We start from the raw sequence: 282 nt of genomic DNA, 5'->3' as shown, positions 1-282 counted from the left end.
CCACACTGGCATCCATCGTCAACGGTGGTGGTGTTAAAGACTTCACACTGACAAGCAACACAGACGTAGCTACAGCAGAAAACTTCACAGCTGGCCTGGTCTACACACCAAACGGTGGTTCCCGTGTTAATGCCCTGCAAGACGAAGACGTACTGACAGGCTCCAACACATCTGCGACTGCCAACAACAAACTGACAGCCACAGTAGGTAACGCCAACGACAACGGCGCACCAATCATCACCCCAACGTTGAAAAACATCCAGACAGCCACGTTCTCCTTCA

At 51.8% G+C, this 282-nt stretch carries 1 protein-coding gene; it reads left to right on the top strand.

The window, feature by feature from the left end:
- A partial coding sequence (locus H8L47_RS30525) for a hypothetical protein (RefSeq protein WP_186957346.1) occupies positions 1-282 on the top strand: 282 nt, incomplete at both ends.

Origin of the sequence: Undibacterium umbellatum, assembly GCF_014284125.1 — a bacterium.
Lineage (GTDB): Bacteria > Pseudomonadota > Gammaproteobacteria > Burkholderiales > Burkholderiaceae_D > Undibacterium > Undibacterium umbellatum.
This window is presented reverse-complemented; position numbering and strand designations above follow the sequence as displayed.